19 protein-coding genes are annotated in these 17,495 nt (G+C 72.9%); 11 read left to right on the top strand and 8 right to left on the bottom strand.

What is annotated here, in order from left to right; all coding sequences use genetic code 11:
- Nucleotides 1–51 precede the first annotated feature (51 nt).
- Nucleotides 52–732 carry a response regulator transcription factor gene (locus ACFW9D_RS23245; RefSeq protein WP_018527980.1) on the bottom strand — a complete coding sequence of 227 codons (681 nt, stop codon included), beginning with the start codon at nt 730–732 and terminating at the stop codon, nt 52–54.
- Complete coding sequence (locus ACFW9D_RS23250) at nt 729–2,003, bottom strand: sensor histidine kinase (RefSeq protein WP_384624368.1); 1,275 nt, start codon at nt 2,001–2,003, stop codon at nt 729–731. The genes ACFW9D_RS23245 and ACFW9D_RS23250 overlap by 4 nt, the downstream gene beginning before the upstream one ends.
- 189 nt (nt 2,004–2,192) lie before the next feature.
- Between ACFW9D_RS23250 and phoU the strand changes: the two genes are divergently transcribed.
- The 5 genes from phoU (at nt 2,193) to ACFW9D_RS23275 (ending at nt 5,178) form a co-directional block, all read left to right on the top strand.
- Entirely contained in the window at nt 2,193–2,873 is a 681-nt protein-coding gene (gene phoU, locus ACFW9D_RS23255) for a phosphate signaling complex protein PhoU (protein ID WP_188337696.1), read from the top strand.
- A gap of 124 nt (nt 2,874–2,997) precedes the next feature.
- On the top strand, nt 2,998–3,153 hold the full coding sequence (locus ACFW9D_RS23260) for a hypothetical protein (protein ID WP_384624371.1): 156 nt from the start codon (nt 2,998–3,000) through the stop codon (nt 3,151–3,153).
- A 216-nt stretch (nt 3,154–3,369) separates the two neighbouring features.
- Nucleotides 3,370–3,612: a hypothetical protein gene (locus tag ACFW9D_RS23265; protein ID WP_188337698.1), complete on the top strand. Its 243-nt coding sequence runs from the start codon at nt 3,370–3,372 to the stop codon at nt 3,610–3,612.
- Nucleotides 3,613–3,739: 127 nt separating this feature from the next.
- Entirely contained in the window at nt 3,740–4,621 is an 882-nt protein-coding gene (locus ACFW9D_RS23270) for an ATP-grasp domain-containing protein (protein WP_384624373.1), read from the top strand.
- A complete protein-coding gene (locus tag ACFW9D_RS23275; protein ID WP_384624375.1) occupies nt 4,618–5,178 on the top strand; it encodes a GNAT family N-acetyltransferase in 561 nt (186 codons plus the stop codon). Before ACFW9D_RS23270 ends, ACFW9D_RS23275 begins: the two co-directional genes overlap by 4 nt.
- On the opposite strand, the gene ACFW9D_RS23280 is transcribed toward ACFW9D_RS23275, so the two are convergent.
- Both ACFW9D_RS23280 and ACFW9D_RS23285 read right to left on the bottom strand, forming a co-directional pair.
- The gene (locus ACFW9D_RS23280; RefSeq protein WP_384624376.1) at nt 5,153–5,626 is read right to left on the bottom strand and encodes a hypothetical protein; all 474 of its coding nucleotides are present in this window, start codon (nt 5,624–5,626) and stop codon (nt 5,153–5,155) included. The two genes, ACFW9D_RS23275 and ACFW9D_RS23280, sit on opposite strands and share 26 nt — an antisense overlap.
- A 93-nt stretch (nt 5,627–5,719) precedes the next feature.
- Nucleotides 5,720–6,478 (bottom strand): phosphoglyceromutase, encoded by a 759-nt coding sequence (locus ACFW9D_RS23285; RefSeq protein ID WP_188337701.1) that lies wholly within the window; start codon nt 6,476–6,478, stop codon nt 5,720–5,722.
- 135 nt (nt 6,479–6,613) lie between these two features.
- Between ACFW9D_RS23285 and ACFW9D_RS23290 the strand changes: the two genes are divergently transcribed.
- The 3 genes from ACFW9D_RS23290 (at nt 6,614) to ACFW9D_RS23300 (ending at nt 8,510) form a co-directional block, all read left to right on the top strand.
- Nucleotides 6,614–7,903, top strand: a complete 1,290-nt coding sequence (locus tag ACFW9D_RS23290) for an MDR family MFS transporter (protein ID WP_384624379.1) — start codon at nt 6,614–6,616, stop codon at nt 7,901–7,903.
- Between the two features lie 65 nt (nt 7,904–7,968).
- Entirely contained in the window at nt 7,969–8,250 is a 282-nt protein-coding gene (locus ACFW9D_RS23295) for a hypothetical protein (protein ID WP_188337703.1), read from the top strand.
- A gap of 68 nt (nt 8,251–8,318) precedes the next feature.
- A complete protein-coding gene (locus ACFW9D_RS23300) occupies nt 8,319–8,510 on the top strand; it encodes a hypothetical protein (protein ID WP_188341425.1) in 192 nt (63 codons plus the stop codon).
- Between the two features lie 9 nt (nt 8,511–8,519).
- On the opposite strand, the gene ACFW9D_RS23305 is transcribed toward ACFW9D_RS23300, so the two are convergent.
- From ACFW9D_RS23305 to mshA, 3 genes are all read right to left on the bottom strand, one after another.
- A complete protein-coding gene (locus tag ACFW9D_RS23305) occupies nt 8,520–10,226 on the bottom strand; it encodes a glycosyl hydrolase family 28-related protein (protein WP_188341424.1) in 1,707 nt (568 codons plus the stop codon).
- Nucleotides 10,227–10,297: 71 nt separating this feature from the next.
- Nucleotides 10,298–10,822, bottom strand: a complete 525-nt coding sequence (locus ACFW9D_RS23310) for a YbjN domain-containing protein (protein ID WP_188337704.1) — start codon at nt 10,820–10,822, stop codon at nt 10,298–10,300.
- Nucleotides 10,815–12,158, bottom strand: a complete 1,344-nt coding sequence (gene mshA / locus ACFW9D_RS23315) for a D-inositol-3-phosphate glycosyltransferase (RefSeq protein ID WP_384624381.1) — start codon at nt 12,156–12,158, stop codon at nt 10,815–10,817. The genes ACFW9D_RS23310 and mshA overlap by 8 nt, the downstream gene beginning before the upstream one ends.
- A gap of 217 nt (nt 12,159–12,375) precedes the next feature.
- Here mshA and ACFW9D_RS23320 point away from each other — a divergent pair, with 217 nt between their 5' ends.
- From ACFW9D_RS23320 to ACFW9D_RS23330, 3 genes are all read left to right on the top strand, one after another.
- Nucleotides 12,376–13,182 carry a class I SAM-dependent methyltransferase gene (locus ACFW9D_RS23320; RefSeq protein WP_188337706.1) on the top strand — a complete coding sequence of 269 codons (807 nt, stop codon included), beginning with the start codon at nt 12,376–12,378 and terminating at the stop codon, nt 13,180–13,182.
- Between the two features lie 182 nt (nt 13,183–13,364).
- On the top strand, nt 13,365–14,447 hold the full coding sequence (locus ACFW9D_RS23325; RefSeq protein ID WP_188337707.1) for a C40 family peptidase: 1,083 nt from the start codon (nt 13,365–13,367) through the stop codon (nt 14,445–14,447).
- A gap of 1,169 nt (nt 14,448–15,616) precedes the next feature.
- Complete coding sequence (locus tag ACFW9D_RS23330) at nt 15,617–16,966, top strand: PP2C family protein-serine/threonine phosphatase (protein ID WP_188337708.1); 1,350 nt, start codon at nt 15,617–15,619, stop codon at nt 16,964–16,966.
- A gap of 130 nt (nt 16,967–17,096) precedes the next feature.
- Here ACFW9D_RS23330 and ACFW9D_RS23335 read toward each other — a convergent pair whose 3' ends face one another.
- Nucleotides 17,097–17,444, bottom strand: a complete 348-nt coding sequence (locus ACFW9D_RS23335) for a DUF2516 family protein (RefSeq protein WP_188341426.1) — start codon at nt 17,442–17,444, stop codon at nt 17,097–17,099.
- Between the last annotated feature and the right edge of the window lie 51 nt (nt 17,445–17,495).

Consider the following 17,495-nt stretch of genomic DNA (forward strand, 5'->3'; position numbering starts at 1 on the left):
TCCCACGTCGGGGAAGGCCGCCCTCCGGGCGTTGGTGCGAGGAGGTCCGGCCTACGGCTCGAACTTGTAGCCCAGGCCGCGCACGGTCACGAGGTAGCGGGGCGCGCCGGGGTCGGGCTCGATCTTGGCGCGCAGGCGCTTCACGTGGACGTCCAGGGTCTTGGTGTCGCCGACGTAGTCCGCGCCCCAGACCCGGTCGATGAGCTGCATGCGGGTCAGCACGCGGCCCGCGTTGCGCAGGAGCATCTCCAGGAGGTCGAACTCCTTGAGCGGGAGGTCGACCTTGGAACCGGAGACGGTGACGACGTGGCGGTCGACGTCCATGCGGACGGGCCCGGCCTCCAGGGCCTGCGGCGCGACCTCCTCCGGCTCCCCGCGGCGGCGCAGGACGGCCCGGATGCGGGCCACCAGTTCGCGCGAGGAGAAGGGCTTGGTCACGTAGTCGTCGGCTCCTATCTCCAGGCCGACGACCTTGTCGATCTCGCTGTCCTTGGCGGTCACCATGATGACCGGCACGTTCGAGCGTCCGCGCAGCTGGCGGCAGACCTCGGTGCCGGGCAGGCCGGGCAGCATCAGGTCGAGCAGCACGAGGTCGGCGCCGTTGCGCTCGAACTCGTCCAGGCCGTCGGGGCCGGTGGCCGCGATGGCGACCTCGAAGCCCTCCTTGCGGAGCATGTAGGACAGGGCGTCGGAGAAGGACTCCTCGTCCTCTACGACGAGCACTCGGGTCACGGAAGGACCTCCGGGGCAGGGGTGGATGCGTATGCGGTGGTGCTGTCGGGCCCGTGTGCGTCGTCTTCGTCGCGTACGTTTCCGGGGCCTGAGGCGGTGGTCTTGCGGGAACTGGGAGAGGTCGCGGCGGCCTCGGGCAGGCGCAGCGTGAACGTGGAGCCCTGTCCCTCGGAGCTCCACACGGTGACCTCCCCGCCGTGCGAGGCGGCCACGTGCTTGACGATGGCGAGGCCGAGGCCGGTGCCGCCGGTGGCGCGGGAGCGGGCGGGGTCGACGCGGTAGAAGCGCTCGAAGATGCGCTCCTTGTCCTTGTCGGAGATGCCGATGCCCTGGTCGGTGACGGCGAGCTCGATGAGGTCTCCGCCGGGTGCGGTGACCCGGCGGGCGGCTATCCCCACGCGGGTGCGGGCGGGCGAGTAGTTGACCGCGTTCTCGACGAGGTTGCCGAGGGCGGCGGCGAGCTGGCCGCGGTTGCCCCACACGTTGAGGTCGGCGGTGCCGCCGGCCGCCATCGTGATCTGCTTGCTGGCGGCGGGCTGACGGCAGCGGTCCATGGCCTCGGCGACGAGTTCGTCGACGCGGACCGGCTCGGCGTCCTCCAGCGGGTCGTCGTTCTGCACCCGGGAGAGGTCGATGAGCTCCTGGACGAGGCTGGTGAGGCGGGTGGCCTCGATCTGCATGCGGCCGGCGAAGCGCTCGACGGCCTCGGGGTCGTCGGAGGCGTCCATGACGGCCTCGGACAGGAGGGAGAGGGCGCCGACCGGGGTCTTCAGCTCGTGGCTCACGTTGGCGACGAAGTCGCGGCGTACGGCTTCGATGCGCCGGGCCTCGGTGAGGTCCTCCACGAGGAGCAGTACGAGCCGGGAGCCGAGCGGGGCCACGCGGGCGGACACGGCGAGGGTGTCGCCCCGGCCGGTGCCGCGGCGCGGGAGGTCCAGCTCGACCTGGCGTATCTCTCCGTCGCGCCGGGTGTCGCGGGCCATCTGCAGCATCGGTTCGACGGCGAGCTTGCCGCCGCGTACGAGGCCGAGGGCGTAGGCGGCGGAGCTGGCCTTGACCACGCTGTCCGCCTCGTCGAGGACGACGGCGGAGGAGCGGAGCACGGACAGGACCGTGTCGACGCCGGGCGGAAGGACCGGGTCCGTGTGCAGGGAGGTGCGGGTGGGGCGTTTCTGGTCGCGTTCGCTCCAGCGGAACGCCAGCATGGCGATGACACCGGTGCACACCCCGGCGATCGCTGCCGCTGCGGCGACCGCCGCGTTCACGTCCATGCATTCAGGTTATGCGCGGTCAGCGGGTGTCCCACAGCCGTCCGGGTGGCAGCTCGAACACTCGTCGCCCAGAGTTCACCTTGGGTACGGGGCTGATTCACTTGTGGTGCCGGATCCGGACGCGTACTGGGCCGAACGTGGGAGCGTGGGGCTGCCCCGGCCCCACGGACAGATGAGAGGGACGTTCGTATGCGTGACGCGTACCACGAGGAACTTGACTCGATCGGCGAGGGACTGGTCGAGATGGCCCGCCTTGTCGGGTCGGCGATCGGGCGCGCCACCACGGCCATGCTCGACGCCGACCTCAAGCTCGCCGAGACCGTGATCGCCGCCGACCAGAAGGTGGACGACCTGCAGCACGAGCTGGAGGCGCGGGCCATAGCGCTGCTCGCCCGCCAGCAGCCGGTCGCGACGGATCTGCGGATCGTCGTGACCTCGCTGCGGATGAGCGCGGATCTGGAGCGCAGCGGCGACCTGGCCCAGCACGTGGCGAAGCTGGCCCGGCTGCGGTTCCCGGACCGTGCCGTTCCGCACGACCTGCACGCGACGATCCTGGAGATGGGTCAGCTGGCGCAGCGCCTGATGGCGAAGGCGGCCGAGGTGATCATCACGAAGGACGTCGATCTGGCGATGCAGCTGGAGCAGGACGACGACGAGATGGACCTGCTGCACCGCACGCTCTTCCAGCACCTGATGGACGAGAAGTGGAAGCACGGCATCGAGACGGCCGTGGACGTGACGCTGCTCGGCCGCTACTACGAGCGGTTCGCGGACCACGCGGTGTCGGTGGCCAAGCGGGTCGTGTACCTGGTGACGGGCGAGCACGCGGACGAGCTGCAGCAGGCGGAGTCCTCGGTCGAGGGCGCGTAGCCGAGTGCGGGGCGCACGGGGTGGGGCGGGGCGCGTCGCGTAACCCCGTGCGCCGTTGATGCGCCGTACCGGGGTGGGCATGCAATGGGGAGGAAGGCGACCCACGCCTTGGAGGAGGGACCCCATGGCCGATTCCCCCGTCACGACGACCGACTCCCCGCAGGAGGCGCCGCGCGAGGCGGTGTTCCTGCCCGTCCTCGGCGCCTGCGGCTGCGGCTCGGGCTGCGGTTGCGGCTGCCAGTCGGGCGCGCCGTGCCAGTGCGGCGGCTGCTGCGGGTAGCCACGACCCGGTGAGGGGCGGCCCCGGCGCGGGGCCGCCCCTCACGCGTGCGCCGGACCGTCCGTGCGCGGGTGGGCACGGTACGGGCCGGTCAGATCGCCGTACGCGTGCACGGCTTCGTCAACTCATCCCATTTTGTAGGGGTTTGCTTGACAAAATGCGGTGCACAGAACAAGTGTGAGATCAGGACGAATGTCCGGTCTGCGAGGTCTCGCCATGACCAGAACCACGACGAAACGGATCGGAGCCGCGCTCGCGGCAGGAGCCGCTTCCCTCGCCCTCGGCCTGGGCAGCGCCGGTATCGCGAACGCCACGATCCACCCGGTCGACACCTCCTGCAGCAACCCGGCCGGCCACCAGCCGGGCGGCCAGCAGCCCAGCTGCCAGAACGACAACCTCACGCAGGACACCGAGAACCAGAACCCGGCGGGCCACGCGCCCGGCGGCTGGAACAAGTAACCGCATCCACCCACCACAGGCCCCCACCCGCCGCGTCCGAGCGAACCGGCGAGCCGGGGGCTGTTCCGCGCCCGGCTCCCCGAAAACCCACCGGCGCGGGCGGCCTCCCACGGTCTACGGTGACCCGGTGTCCGTCTCCTGCGCGCTTCTGCTGTGTGCCGACCCGCTGCGTCCGGTCGCCTGTGACCCGCACTTCGCGGGGGAGGCCGCGGCCGCCCGGGAGGCCGGGGCGGTGGTCGGACTGGTGGACCACGACGCTCTGCTCGCGGGCCGCGCCGAGGAGGCCGTACGCCGTGTGCCGCGTGACCTGGGGCCCGCCTGGTACCGGGGCTGGATGATCCCGGCGCCGGCCTACGCGTCCCTCTCGGCGGTGCTGGCCGCCCGCGGGATCCGACTGCTCACGACCCCGGCGATGTACCGCACGGCACACGAACTCCCGGGCTGGTACGCCGCGTTCACCGGTCTGACCCCGCCCACCACGTACGCCCCCTGCGCCCCGCACGAGCCCCCGGCCCTCGCCGCGCTCGCCTCGCTCACCGCGGCGCTCCCCTCCGGCGCGGGGCTGGTCAAGGACTACGTGAAGTCCCGCAAGCACGAGTGGGACGAGGCCTGCCACCTGCCCGACCTCGCCGACACGGAGGCCGTGCACCGGGTGGTGAGCCGCTTCGTCGAGCTCCAGGGCGACGATCTGACGGGCGGCGTCGTGCTCCGTGCCTTCGAACCCTTCGACCGCGCCGTCGGCGAGGCCCGCGTCTGGTGGCTGGACGGCGCACCCCTCCTCACCACCCCGCACCCCGACACCCCGGACCTCCGCCCCGCTCCCCCACTGGACGACCTGCGCCCCCTGGTCGCCGCGCTCCCGAGCCGCTTCGTCACGACCGACCTGGCCCGCCGCACCGACGACGGCACCTGGCGCCTGGTGGAACTGGGCGACGCCCAGGTCTCCGGTCTGCCGTCCGGCACGGACCCGGCGCTCCTGCTGGCCCCGCTGCTCCGGGGCCCGGCATGACCGCGCCGGCGACCGTCACCGTGGAGCCGCTGTCCGGCCCCGGCGCGGCCCGTTCCGCGTCCGCCTTCCTCGCCGTGTACGCCGAGGTCTTCGCGGAGCCCCCGTACGACGAGCCCGCCGAAGGCATCGCGTCCGCCGCCGCCCGCTTCCCCGACCAGACCGCCCGCCCCGGATTCCTGGCCGCCCTGGCCACCGCGCCCGGAGGTGAACCGGTCGGCATGGCGTTCGGCCACGCCGTCCCACCGGACACCCCCTGGTGGGACGAACTGGCCGAGCCGGTCCCCGCGTCGCTGCGCCGCGAGGACGGCCGCCGCACGTTCGGGCTGATGGAGCTCGCGGTGCGCGCCCCCTGGCGGGGCCGGGGCATCGCCCGCCGGCTCCACGACACCCTGCTGACCGGCATCACGGCCGAGCGGGTCCTCCTGAACGTGCACGGTTCCGCCGAACCGGCCGCCGCGGCCTACCGCTCCTGGGGGTATCGCAAGGTGGGCGAGTCCGGCCCCTTCGGTCCGGGCGCGGACCGGTACGACGTCATGCTTCTCGCCCTGCCCGGCTGACGACGGCCTCGGGCCGCAGCCGGAGTTCCCGCACCTGGTGGCAGTCCGAGTAGAGGGTGGCGACGACGGCGCCGCACCCGCACACCAGGTTCGGCCCCCACTCCCCGTCCATGCCGCAGCAGTAGCCGCGGCGCAGCGCCGGGTCGGGATGGGGCTCCAGGCCGGGGCCGTCGCCGTGATGGAGCACGACGGTGCCCCGCGGCCCCGACTCCACCAGCAGGCCGGAGGCTTCGTCGAGGACGTACGGCGGCCCCGAGGGCTCCGGGTCGACCGCGAACGTGCCGGGTGCCATCCGCACGATCGGACTGTCGCAGTGCCCGTGCTCGTCCGTGGCGGACGCCTCCCGCCGGTACCACCCCTCGTCCCGGTCGGGGTCCGGCAGCGGCCGCTCCGTCACCGCCGGTGTGAGGGCACGGCCGCAGTCACGGCAGTGGAAGACCGTCGTCACGACGTCCCGCTCCATCAAGTCCCCCCGCAGAACACAGAACACGGCGGGCCCCCGCCGGTGGTCCGGCAGGGGCCCGCTCACTTCTCGGGCTGCTTACTTCTTGCCCTGGTTCTTGACCGCCTCGATCGCCGCGGCGGCCGCGTCGGGGTCGAGGTAGGTGCCGCCCGGGTTCAGGGGCTTGAAGTCGGCGTCCAGCTCGTACGAGAGCGGGATGCCGGTCGGGATGTTCAGGCCCGCGATGTCCGCGTCGGAGATGCCGTCGAGGTGCTTGACCAGGGCGCGCAGCGAGTTGCCGTGGGCCGCGACCAGGACCGTCTTGCCCGCGAGGAGGTCGGGGACGATGCCGTCGAACCAGTACGGGAGCATGCGGACGACGACGTCCTTGAGGCACTCCGTCTGCGGGCGCAGCTCCGGCGGGAGGGCCGCGTAGCGCGGGTCGTCGAACTGGGAGTACTTGTCGTCCCGGTCCAGGGCCGGCGGCGGGGTGTCGTACGAGCGGCGCCAGAGCATGAACTGCTCCTCGCCGAACTCGGCCAGGGTCTGAGCCTTGTCCTTGCCCTGGAGGGCGCCGTAGTGGCGCTCGTTCAGACGCCAGCTGCGGTGGACCGGGATCCAGTGGCGGTCGGCGGCCTCGAGGGCCAGCTGCGCGGTGCGGATCGCGCGCTTCTGGAGAGAGGTGTGCAGCACGTCGGGGAGCAGGCCGGCGTCCTTGAGCAGCTCACCGCCGCGGACCGCCTCCTTCTCGCCCTTCTCGGTGAGGTTGACGTCCACCCAACCGGTGAACAGGTTCTTCGCGTTCCATTCGCTCTCGCCGTGGCGGAGGAGGATCAGCTTGTACGGTGCGTCGGCCATGGGCCCGAGCCTAATCGACCGGGATTCGAGCCGCCGATTGACGGTAGCCGTCAATTCAGTGGCCGCTTCCGGGACCCCGGTCGTAAGTTACGGAGACCGATCTCGCCACTTACCCACACCCCGGGGGATGCACCCATGTCCGTCGCCGCGCTCAGACGTGCCACACGGGAGTCCGTGTCCGGGCTGCCGAGGGAGTTCTGGTGGCTGTGGACCAGCACCTTGGTCAACCGCCTCGGTGCCTTCGTCCTCACGTTCCTCGCCCTGTACCTGACGGCCCAGCGCGGATTCTCGGCGGCGTACGCGGGTCTGGTCGCGTCGCTGATCGGGCTCGGCGGGGTCATCGCCTCGGTGCTCGGCGGGGTGCTCGCGGACCGGCTCGGGCGCCGGCCGACCCTGCTCACGGCGCAGCTCGCGACGGCCGCGACGGTCGCCGTGCTCGCCTTCGTGCGGGACCCGGCCGGGATCGCCGTCACGGGCTTCGCGCTGGGCCTCGCCTCGAACGCGTCGCGGCCCGCGATCCAGGCGATGATGGCCGACATCGTGCCCCCGAAGGACCGGGTGCGGGCCTTCTCCCTCAACTACTGGGCGATCAACCTCGGGTTCGCGGTCTCCTCCGTGTACGCCGGTTTCCTCGTCGCCCAGAGCTACACGCTCGGCTTCCTCGTCGAGGCGGGCATGACGCTGGCCTGCGCGCTGGTCGTGTTCGTGAAGGTGAAGGAGTCGCGCCCCGAGCAGACCGTCCGCTCGGCCGGTGAGGCCGGGCCCGCGCCCGTCACGATGGGCACCGTGCTGCGCGACGGCCGTTTCATGCTGATGGTCGGTCTGTCCTTCCTCGTCGCCGTGATCTTCACGCAGTCCTCGGTGGGCCTGCCGATCGTGATGGGGGAGAACGGGTTCAGCAGCTCGGACGTGGGCCTGGTCGCCGCCGTGAACGGGGTGGTGATCGTCGCCCTGCAGATTCCGCTGACCCGGTTCATCGAGCGCCGCGACCCGGGCCGCCTGCTCACCGTCTCCTCGCTCCTCATCGGCTACGGATTCGCGCTGACCGCCTTCGCCGGCTCGCTGGCCGCGTACGCGCTGACCGTCGTCGTGTGGACGCTCGGCGAGATGGTGAACGCGCCGACCCAGTCCGGGCTCGTGGCCCGGCTCGCGCCCGCCGAGGGCCGCGGCCGCTATCAGGGCGTCTACACGACGTCGTGGTCGGCCGCCGCGCTGGTCGCCCCGCTCGCGGGCGGCTGGGTGCTCGACTCGGCGGGGGCCGGCTGGCTGTGGGGCGGCTGCGCGGTGCTCGGCACGGTCACCGCGTTCGGCTACTGGGTCCTGATGCGCGGGCTGCCCGGCCGGCTCCCGGACGAGCCCGCCGCGGACCCGGTGCCGGCGACTCCGGCCGTCGCGGCGCCCGCCGCGGAGAACGCCCCGGCCTGACCCGGCACTTGGGAAGACCGCGCGGGGGCGGGTACGGGACCGTACAGAGGGGTACGGGACCGTACATGCCCGAAGCACCGAGGACCGAAGCGCCGAGAACGGACGAACCGCCCAGAACGCTCGTCGGCGGCATCGAGGTGGACGTCCCGAACAGCATTCCGGCGATCCGCGCGGCCCTCGACCCGGAGCGCCGCACGGAGTTCGACCGGGCGATCAACGCGGCGGGCGTCGACGAGATCCACGCCGTGATGCGGCACTGGATGCTGGAGGCCGTGCCGGACCCGGAGGCCGACGCGATCCTGGCCCGGCTCGCGCGCGACGAGGCGGAGAGGCGGGGGCCGGCTTGAGCCGTCGCCGCAGGCGCAGCCCCTGCCGCATCGCGTACGCCCCGCCCGCCGACGACACCCTCGCCAAGATGGCCGACGCGGACGCCTTCCGCGCGGAGATGTCCCGCACCCTCGCCCACGACCCGTACGGCCACGGCTCCAGCTCGGTCGCGGGGGAACGGGACCGGCGCGAGGCCACGATCGGCGGCGCGATAGTCCTCTACTACGTCTCCGGTTCCGTGCTCACCGTGACCGTCGTCAGGATGGTCGCGCTGGGCTGAGCCGCGGCGTCACAGCTCGCGCTGGGCGTCGTACAGATTGCGCGGCCGCACCACGTCCGCCGTCCCGTACAGCTCCAGGCGCGTGTGCAGGTCGCCCGCGAAGTCGGGCACGTCGGTCTGGCCGAACTCGCGGACCGTGTTGATCCCGACGGTCGCGCTCCACGGGGCGAGCCCGTCGATCTTCATGAGGCCCGCGCGCTCGTTGGTGACGCGGATGTTCCAGTGGGCGAAGCGCGCGCCGAAGAGCGGGCCCGCGGAGGCGTCGCCGCCGTGCGCGCCGTTGTTGTTCACCGTGATGTCGGTGCGGACGTTCCCGAACGGCATGCCGCGGTGCGAGTCGAAGGTGCCCATCTCCATGCGTCCGCGCGACCAGACGTTGTGCGAGGACAGGCCCTCCACGTTGATGCCGTGCAGCTGGGTGCCGGCGGGGGCGGGGACGGTGCGCTGCCGGATCGTGAAGTCCTCGACGAGGTTGTCGTGCGAGCCCTCGCGGCAGAAGTACGGATGGTGCTCGCCGCGCCCGCCCACGGCCGTGCGGCGCAGGGTCGAGGCGGAGGCGGCGACGAGCCCGAAGCCGTTGTCGACGTTGTGGACGGTGACGTCGTCGACGAAGCAGTCGTACGTGCACTGGAGGGCGACGCCGTTGTAGCCCTTGTCGAGGAGGTGCGGCGCCTGCGGTGTCTCGACGGCCTCCAGGGTGAGGCCCTCGACCCCGGCGCCGGTCAGTGCCCGCACGTGGGTGGTGAGGCGCGGGTCCCACTCGGGGCGGACGTCGAGCGGGAGCGGGCGTTCCAGGGTGACGCGGTCGCCGCGCACGGAGGTGATCCGCACGGGCCATTCGTAGGGGACGTACGAGGTGAGCTTGGTCTTGTCGTCCCAGGTGTAGGCCTCGGGGCCGGGGCCGCCGCCCGCCATGTGCTCCAGGAGCGTGTGGCCGGCGTCGTCGGCGAGGCGGAGCAGGACGAGGTCTCCGGCGCCGAGGGCGGAGGGGTCCGCGACGGTGATCGTCCAGGAGCCGCGCGGGGCGGCGGCGACCGTCGTCAGGGTCTCCCACTCGTCGCGCGCGTTTCCGGTCCAGCCCTCGAACGGCCAGTTCTTCGCGCGGATCGCGTCGGTGAGGCCGCGGAAGCGGGCCTCGGGGCAGAGCCAGATCAGGCCGCCCGCCCAGGACCAGGAGGATTTGGTGCCGCCGTAGCGGGAGCCGTAGGCGCCGATCAGTTCGGTGAGGTGGCGGGTGGCGTAGAGGGTGGTGCTCGTGGAGCCGGCGCCTTTGAGGACGACGTCGTCGTGGCCGACGTGGATCAGGTCGTCGATCCGGTACGTGCCGGCGCCGAGCAGCACGGTGGCGCCGCCGGCCGCTCCGGCGGCGGCCAGCGCCCGGTTGATCGCGGGGGCGCTGTCGGTCGTGCCGTCGGCGACGGCGCCGAAGTCCTCGGCGCGCAGGACGCGGCCCGGCCGGTCGAAGGTGCGGCGGCCCGCGCGGTATCCGGCGCGGCCGACATAGGGGATCTGCGGGTGGTGCTGCGGGTCCCGGACGAACTCGTGCCAGAGGTCCGGCACCCGGCCCCCGCTCTGCCCACGGCCGGCGGCCGCCGCACCGGTTCCGGTGACGGCGGTCGCCGCGACCGCGATCGCCCCGCCCAGCACACCGCGTCTACTGAAGTCCCGCACCGCTGCCACCCTTCGTCGGCGTACAGATACATGAACAGTGTTCATATGAGTGCCGTGCGGGAGCATGCCACCAGACCCTCCGCTGCGGAAGGGGGGCAACGGACGGAAAAGAGGCGCTACTTGGCGGGACGCTGAGTCAGATGGGTGAACGCGTCCAGGTTCCGCGTGGACTCGCCGCGCGAGACGCGCCACTCGTACTCGCGGCGGATCGCGCTCGCGAAGCCGAGTTCGAGCAGCGTGTTGAAGGAGCCGTCGGCGGCCTCCAGGACCGAGCCGAGGAGACGGTCCAGCTCGTCCGGGGTGACGGCGGCGAGCGGGAGCTTGCCGGTGAGGTAGATGTCGCCGAGCGGGTCGACGGCGTAACTCACGCCGTACAGGCGGAGGTTGCGCTCCAGGAGCCAGCGGTGGACGCCCGCCTCGTTCTCGTCCGGGTGACGGATCACGAACGCGTTGAGGGACAGGCTGTGGCGGCCCAGGCGCAGCGAGAGCGTCGTGGAGAGCTTGCGGGTGCCGGGCAGTTTGACCACGTAGGAGCCCGGCTCGGGGCGCTCCCACTCCAGTTCCGCGTCCTTGAGCGTGGACTCGATGATCTGGGCCGGGTCCTGCGTCGGGTCCTGTGCAGCGTCGGGGTGCTCAGCCATGCAGCGAGAGTACGTGACGGCGGTGATCGTGCAGGGCCGCGGTGTAGACGTCGGCCGTGGCGGACGCCGAGGTGCCCCAGCCGAAGGAGCGGGCGTGCCGGGCGGCGGCGTCGCCCATGCTGTCCACCAGGTGGGGATGGTCGGCGAACTCACGGAGCACGCGCGCGTAGCGGGCCGGTTCGTGGCCGTCGACCAGGAAACCGGTGGTCTCGTCGCGGACGGCGACGGGCAGGCCGCCGACGGAGGCGGCGAGGACGGGGGTGCCGGCCGCCTGCGCCTCGATGGCGACGAGCCCGAAGGACTCGCTGTAGGACGGCATGACGAGCAGGGACGCGGCGCGGAACCAGTCGGCGAGCTGGTCCTGGCCGACCGGCGGGTGGAAGCGCACGACGTCGGCGATGCCGAGCCTGGCGGCGAGCTTCTGCAGGGCGGCCGGCTTGGCGAGGCCGCTGCCGCTGGGGCCGCCGACCACGGGAACGAGGATCCGCGAGCGCAGCTCGGGCCGCTCGTCGAGCAGGACGGCGACGGCCTTGAGGAGGATGTCGGGCGCCTTGAGCGGCTGGATGCGGCCGGCGAACAGGGGTATGAGCGCGTCCTGCGGCAGGCCGAGGCGGGCGCGGGCGGCGGCGCGGCCGTCGCCGGGCGTGAAGCGCTCCAGGTTCACGCCGGGGTGCACGACGGCGACCTTGCCGGGGTCGGCCTCGTAGTGCCGGACCAGCTCGTCGGCCTCCTCCGCGGTGTTCGCGATGAGGCGGTCGGCGGCGCGCACGATCTGGGTCTCGCCGATGACGCGGGCGGCCGGCTCGGGGGTGTCGCCGTCGGCGAGCGCCGCGTTCTTGACCTTGGCCATGGTGTGCATGGTGTGCACGAGCGGGACGCCCCAGCGCTCGGCGGCCAGCCAGCCGACGTGCCCGGAGAGCCAGTAGTGGGAGTGGACGAGGTCGTAGTGGCCGTGCCGGTGGCCGGCCCAGGCCTGCATCACACCGTGCGTGAAGGCGCACAGCTGCGCGGGCAGCTCTTCCTTGGCGAGGCCCTCGTAGGGGCCCGCGTCGACGTGCCGCACGAGGACGCCGGGGGCGAGCTCGACCTGCGGGGGCAGCGCGCCCGTCGTGGCGCGGGTGAAGATCTCGACCTCGATGTTGATCGCGGCGAGCCGCTTGGCCAGCTCCACGATGTAGACGTTCATGCCGCCCGCGTCGCCCGTGCCGGGCTGGTGGAGCGGGGAGGTGTGCACGCTGAGCATGGCGACGCGCCGCGGCCTGCGCGGGGAACCGGGGAAGCGCAGGCGGCCCTGCGCCGCGCCGGAACGGCGGAACCTGGTCACGTACTGGCTCACGTGGCGGGCCCTCCTAGATCGGGCGTACTGCGGGCACGGCGCAAAGAGGGCGCGCGCCCTCTTTCATGGGCGGCAACGCCGGAGCCCCCGCCTCCATTTCCACTTTGCCCAATCATTACCGTACGAGGCTCAACCCTGTACCCCCACACCGCTCCCACCTGCGCGAACCCGGAGCTCGGGCCCCGGGCCGCCCGGGGCAGCGCATACCCTCGTAGCCATGAGCCCGCGCACCCCCTCCCGCCCCGTGGGAACGGTGACGCGGGGCACGACGAACCCGAACCGGTTGCGCCGTATGGATCGCTGGATCGCGGCGACGCACGGCGCCGCGCTGCGCCGCGCCGCCGATCCCGTGGCGGTCGACCTCGGCTACGGGGCGGCGCCCTGGACCGCCGTCGAACTGCTCGGCCGGCTGCGCGCCGCGGCGCCCCGCGCACGCGTGGTGGGCATCGAGATCGAACCGGCGCGGGTCGCGGCCGCGAAGCCGTACGAGCGCGAGGGGCTCAGCTTCCGGCACGGCGGTTTCGAGCTGCCGCTCCCGTCGCCGCCGACGCTGATCCGGGCCGCGAACGTGCTGCGCCAGTACGACGAGGAGCAGGTCGCCGAGGTCTGGGCGCGGCTGTGCGGGCGGCTCGCGCCGGACGGGCTGCTCGTGGAGGGGACCTGCGACGAGATCGGGCGGCGGCACGTGTGGGTGGCGCTCGGGCCCGAGGGTCCGCGCACGGTGACGTTCGCGACCCGGCTCGGCTCGCTGCACACCCCGTCCGACCTGGCCGAGCGGCTGCCCAAGGCGCTGATCCACCGCAATGTGCCGGGCGAGCCGGTGCACGCGTTCCTGCGGGACTTCGACCGGGCCTGGGCGGCGGCCGCGCCCTACGCCTCGTACGGGGCGCGCCAGCGGTGGATCCGGGCGGTGCGGGACCTCGCGGCGGACTGGCCGGTGACGGACCGTCCGGGGCGCTGGAGGCAGGGCGAAGTCACCGTGACCTGGGGTGCGTTGGCGCCGCGTGAGCGCCCGTCGGGCTGAACGCGCCGGGTGGGGAACGATCTCGGCGGTCCGTTCGTCACAGCGTGGGGGGCTGCCGGAGCGTGTGGGTCTGTCAGGGCGTGTGGGGTCTGTCGGATTTGGCGCGGACGTGGCACCATCCCCGAAGCACGCGCATGTTACTGACGGTAAATCAGGTTTCGGCTACTGCGGGGGCGGGGCGGATGAGCAAGCGGAGCACGACGACGATGGCGGCCGTGGCGGTGGTGTGCGCCCTGACCGTGCTGACGGCGCCGGGCGCGGCCTACGCGGCACCCGCTCCCCCGGCCTCCCCTTCGGCCTCGGCCCCCTCGGCCCCAGCGGCCGGTGCGGGCACGGACCTCGAAGCGGTCCGCAAGAAGCTCGACAAGCTGTACCACGACGCCGCGCTGGCCACCGACGAGTACAACGCGGCGGAGGAGAAGGCCGACGACCAGTCCGTCGCCATCGTGAAGCTCGCCCAGAAGATCGCGGCCGGCCAGCGCAAGCTCGACCGCCTCAAGGGGCACGCGGGGGCGGCGGCGCGGGAGCAGTACCGCACGGGCGGCGTCCCGCGCGAGGCCCAGTTCCTGCTCTCCGGCGACCCCCAGCAGTTCCTCGACAACGCGGGGCGGGTCTACCAGGGCCAGCAGGCCACCAAGAACCTGATGTCCCAGCTGACCAAGACGCAGGACGACCTCGCGGGGTACGCGAAGGACGCCTCCGCGAAGTGGAAGCAGCTGGAGGAGGGCCGCAAGAAGAAGGCCTCCGCGAAGAAGCGCATCGAGAAGCAGATCAAGGCCGCGCAGAAGATCGAGAGCACGCTCGAGAAGAAGGAGCGGGAGCGGCTGCGCAAGCTGGAGGAGGAGGCCGAGCAGAAGGCCCAGACGGCCTGGCTGTCCTCCGGCGTCCTCAAGGAGATCAGCGGCCGGGCCACCAAGGCCGGCAAGAAGGCGGTGGAGTTCGCCACCGCGCAGCTCGGCAAGCCGTACGTGTGGGGGGCCGAGGGGCCGAAGTCCTACGACTGCTCGGGGCTGACGTCCCAGGCGTGGGCCGCGGCGGGGCGGCCCATTCCCCGTACCTCGCAGGAGCAGTGGAAGCAGCTCCGGCACATCGACGTGAAGGACATGCGGCCCGGGGACCTGATCATCTACCACGGTGACGCGAGTCATGTCGGCATGTACATCGGGGACGGGGCGATCATCCATGCCCCGCGGCCCGGGCGGTCGGTGACCGTGGCCGGGGCGGGGTCGATGGGCATATTGGGGGTTGTGCGGCCCGACGCGTAGGGGCTCCGCCCGGGCCGGGCCCTCTCCCACGGAGCCTCACGCCCCGCGGGCCCGGCCCCCCTCTCGCGCCGCCCGGCCTCCGGCCCGACACCCCACACCTTCCCCAGGCCGTCTCGCCTGCAGCCCAGGCTCACCTCGCCTTGAGCCCGGGCCGTCTCGCCTTCAGCCCAGGCTGCCTCGCCTCCCGTCCGACGCCTCTCACCCTCAGCCCGGGCTCGCCTCATCCCCCAGCCCAGGCTCGCCTCGCCTTCAGCCCAGGCCGTCTCGCCTGCAGCGCGGCGCCTCTCGATTGGCCCGCTCCCTGCTCCCACCCACCCGCCCCCTCCGGGGGCGTCGGCCCGGCGGCCGGCCTCGGGCAGTGCCTTGGCGCCGGGTGCGCCTTTGGGGTGCCGGTCGCGGCGCCGCCGTAGGGGTCGAGGATCGTCGCCGGGTGCCGCGCCGTCGTGGCTGAGCGCGCAGTTCCCCGCGCCCCTCACGGGGCGCTTCCTCCCCGGCGCCTCTTGCCGGGGTGCCTCGCGACTCGCCCGGTCTCGGGCAGAGCGCCACCGCCCCAGCGGTCCAGGATCGTCGCCGGGTGCCGCGCCGTCGTGGCCGCTCGCGCAGTTCCCCGCGCCCCTCACGGGGCGCTTCCTCCCCGGCGCCTCTTGCCTCGGGCGCGTCGACTGTTCGTCGTCGGTGCCGACCCGGTGGGGCTTCGCGCGCAGTTCCCCGCGCCCCTCACGGGGGGCTTCTCGTTCCGAGGAGCGGCTTCGTCGTGGCCCTGGGGGCGCACGGAGTGTGCCTTTCAGGGGCGCGGGGAACTGCGCGAGCGGCCACGGCGGTGGTGCACCCGGCGGCCGGCGTCGGCCCCTGCGGCGGTGGCGCTGTAGCCGGAGGGTGAGGTGAGGGGGCATCACCCCGGCTACCGGGCGGTAGGCGTGATGGAGCGCACGTGACGCAGGGCACTTGGGGACGGGCGGTTGCGGTGGGGTGGCGTGATGTTCGTCATCCCCCACACAGGCCCGGAGGGCCAGAACGTGCCCAATTCCGTTACCCCTTGCGGCATATGACACTGGCCGTTTGCGGCTCACCATTCCGCTGAGCCGCCGGGTACCGCTAAGGTCCCCGTCTGGTGGGCCGAGGACCTTCGTCCCACCGCGCCCTCGGGGGGAGGGAAGGAAACCGAAGCGATGCCCGTACCCGTACCGCGGCAGAGAGCGATCCCGGCCGCGGAAGGTGGTCAGGCTCAAGCTGCGCCTACGACACCGTCCGCGGACCCGACCGCGCCGACGACCGCCCACGACAGCAACATCGGCAGCAACAGCAACAGCACGACCGTTCACGCATCGGCCGCGACCGGACCCGCCACGGGCCTGACGCTGCTGGTCATCGAGGACGACCCGGCCGGCTCCCTGAGCATCCCCGAGATGCCGGACGCCGCCGGAAAGCCGGTCCGCGTCCGCACCGCCCGCAACCTCACCGAGGCCGAGCGACTGCTCACCGACGACGTGAACTGCATCGTGCTCGACCTCGCGCTGCCCGACACCCGTACGGCCCGCCAGGACGAGGACGCCGACGAGCTGGAGACCCTCCGGCACGTGCTGCGCCTCGCCCCGCGCCAGGCCGTGCTGGCCCTGACGGACTCCGGCGACGCCGAGCGCGGCGCCGAGGCGGTGCGCGTCGGCGCCCAGGACTACCTGTTCCGCGACGAGCTGGACGCCCGCATCCTGGGCCGCGCCGTGCGCTACGCCGTCGAGCGCAAGCGCGCGGACGTGGCCCAGCGCAAGCTCACCGAGTCGCGCCTGCGCGCCCAGGAGAACGCCCGCCTGGAGCGCGGCCTGCTGCCGACCCCGCTGCTCGACGGTTCCCCGCTGCGGTTCGCCGCGCGCTACCGCCCCGGCCGCTCCCGGGCCCTGCTCGGCGGCGACTTCTACGACGTCGTGCGCACCCCCGACGGCACGGTCCACGCCATGATCGGCGACGTCTGCGGCCACGGCCCCGACGAGGCCGCGCTCGGCGTCGAGCTGCGGATCGCCTGGCGCGCGCTGACCTTCGCCGGACTGTGCGGCGACGAGCTCCTCTCCACGCTCCAGCAGGTCCTGGAGCACGAGCGGGAGAACGACGAGATCTTCGCGACCCTGTGCACGGTGGACATCGCGCCGGACGGCCGCCGCGCGGGCCTGTGCCTGGCCGGCCACCCCTCGCCGCTCATCGCGAGCCCCGGCCGCCAGGCGACGCTGCTCCCGTACGAGAACAGCGGACCGGCCCTGGGCCTGCTCCCGCGTGCCCGCTGGCCGCGCATGCAGGTCGAGCTGGGCCCGTCGTGGAGCCTGATGCTCTACACGGACGGTCTGATCGAGGGCCGGATCGGTGACGGCAACCGCCGCCTCGGCCAGGAGGGCATGGTCGACCTGATCCGCCGCAGCCGTGCGGCGGGCCTCCAGGGCGAGGAGCTCCTGGACTCCGCCGTGAACGAGGTCCGCGACCTCAACGGCGGCGAGCTGACCGACGACGTGGCGGTGCTCCTGCTGGACCGATGACGGTCCGATGACGCCCCGGTGACGGACAAGGGCACGCCGATCCGGCGCGCCCGTCGTCGTCATCACCCCTCCGGAAGGCGTCGCGGCCGCCGGAAGAGGCGTCACGTCACCACCGCCCGAAGGCGTCAGGTCACCGCCGACCGTTGTACGGCCCGTACGGGCCGTCGCTGCTGGAGCCGCCGCCGCGCCGCCAGCCGCCGCCACCGCCTCCGCCGACCTGCTTCAGGGCCGGGCGCACGTCCACGAAGAAGACGATCGACGCCACGAGGCCCGCGAGCTGCAGGAACAGCATCGGCACCAGCAGGTTCACCACGACCGCGATGCCCAGGATGATCAGCCAGAACGGCTTCGTCTGCTTGCTCGCGGCCCGGTACGCGTCCTCCCGGGCCACCGCGGCCAGCACGAAGGCGACGACCGCGAGCACGAGCATGGCGGTGTAGAGCAGCCACACCACGTTGCCGAAAGCCGACATCAGCACAACGCTCACCCACCCAGAGTTCCGAGACGACCCGTACGCGGGTCACCGTAC

Origin of the sequence: Streptomyces sp. NPDC059524 (genome assembly GCF_042749255.1) — a bacterium.
Taxonomy (GTDB): Bacteria; Actinomycetota; Actinomycetes; order Streptomycetales; family Streptomycetaceae; genus Streptomyces; species Streptomyces xanthii.